We start from the raw sequence: 1,303 nt of genomic DNA, 5'->3' as shown, positions 1-1,303 counted from the left end.
GAGCCTTTCCCAAACTCTGTGTAACTGCTTATAATCCAATGTAAAGGAGAATAAGCAATGACAAAAGAAACAGAACTAAAGAAATTAGCCGAACAAATGGCTAAACACGTTGGAAGCTTCGAAGACATCAAAGCATTTCAAAAAGAGCTCATGCAGTCATTTATTGACACTGCCTTAGAAGCCGAGATGGAAGATCATCTAGGCTATCCTAAGCATGAAAAGGCGGATAAGCAAAACAAGCGCAACGGTCACACTAAAAAGACAGTACGCAGTGACACAGGCGATCTTGAGATATCCACCCCCAGAGACCGTGAAGGGAGCTTTGATCCTGCATTGGTTGGCAAACACCAAACCCGTATCACTGGGCTCGATGATAAAATCATCATGTTTTACGCCAAAGGTCAAACCACTACTGAGATTGTTGAGAGTATCAAAGACATCTACGACGTCGACATCTCAAGCAGCTTGGTTTCCAGAGTCACTGACAACATCTTGGATGACATCACCGCTTGGCAGAACCGTCCACTAAGTAGCTTATATCCTATCGTTTATTTAGACTGTATTGTCGTTAAAATACGGCAAGACAAGCAAATCATTAATAAAGCCATCTATCTGGCTTTAGGCGTCAACCTTGAAGGCAAAAAAGAGCTGCTGGGTATGTGGGTATCAGAGAATGAAGGGGCTAAGTTCTGGCTAGGCGTTCTCACTGAACTACAAAACCGTGGGGTGCAAGATATTCTTATTGCCTGTGTAGATGGCTTAAAAGGCTTTAGTGAGGCAATTAATACAGTATATCCAAACACGCAGGTTCAGCTATGTATTGTGCATATGGTACGTTACTCTATGAAGTTTGTACCATGGAAAGATAGGAGAAAAGTAGCTGCTGATTTAAAGGCGGTTTATGGCGCTGATACGCTTGAGCTGGCAGAGGCCAACCTTGAGCAGTTTGATGACACCTGGGGCGATAAATACCCACATGTAGTCACTTCTTGGCGTAATAATTGGGAGGGCTTAACCGTGTTCTTTGGTTATCCTAAAGACATCAGAAAAGCCATTTATACGACCAATGCTATTGAATCATTAAATAGCGTGATTCGTACAGCTGTGAATAAGCGTAAGATATTTCCATCAGACAAGGCGGCGTTTAAGGTTGTCTATCTAGCAACTCAGCAGGCTTCTAAAAAGTGGTCGATGCCCATCCGTAACTGGACGTCTGCTCTTAATCGTTTTATGATTATGTTCGATGAGCGCGTTAGTAAGCATTTAATCTAAATTGCAGTTACACAGAATTCGGGATGGGCTC

Annotated in this window: 1 protein-coding gene; it reads left to right on the top strand. The window is 42.7% G+C overall.

What is annotated here, in order from left to right:
- Window positions 1–57 precede the first annotated feature (57 nt).
- Window positions 58–1,272: an IS256 family transposase gene (locus ACT3QN_RS13635; protein WP_443521442.1), complete on the top strand. Its 1,215-nt coding sequence runs from the start codon at window positions 58–60 to the stop codon at window positions 1,270–1,272.
- Window positions 1,273–1,303: the final 31 nt, after the last annotated feature.

Source organism: Psychrobacter sp. AOP7-C1-14, from assembly GCF_052376135.1.
In the GTDB taxonomy this organism is placed as follows: domain Bacteria; phylum Pseudomonadota; class Gammaproteobacteria; order Pseudomonadales; family Moraxellaceae; genus Psychrobacter.
Note: the sequence above shows the minus strand (reverse complement) of the source record. Positions and strands in the feature narration are given on the sequence as shown.

Coding starts and splice junctions, on each gene's coding strand:
- ACT3QN_RS13635 (WP_443521442.1), top strand. CDS start 58: ATGACAAAAGAAACAGAACTAAAGAAATTAGCCGAACAAATGGCTAAA.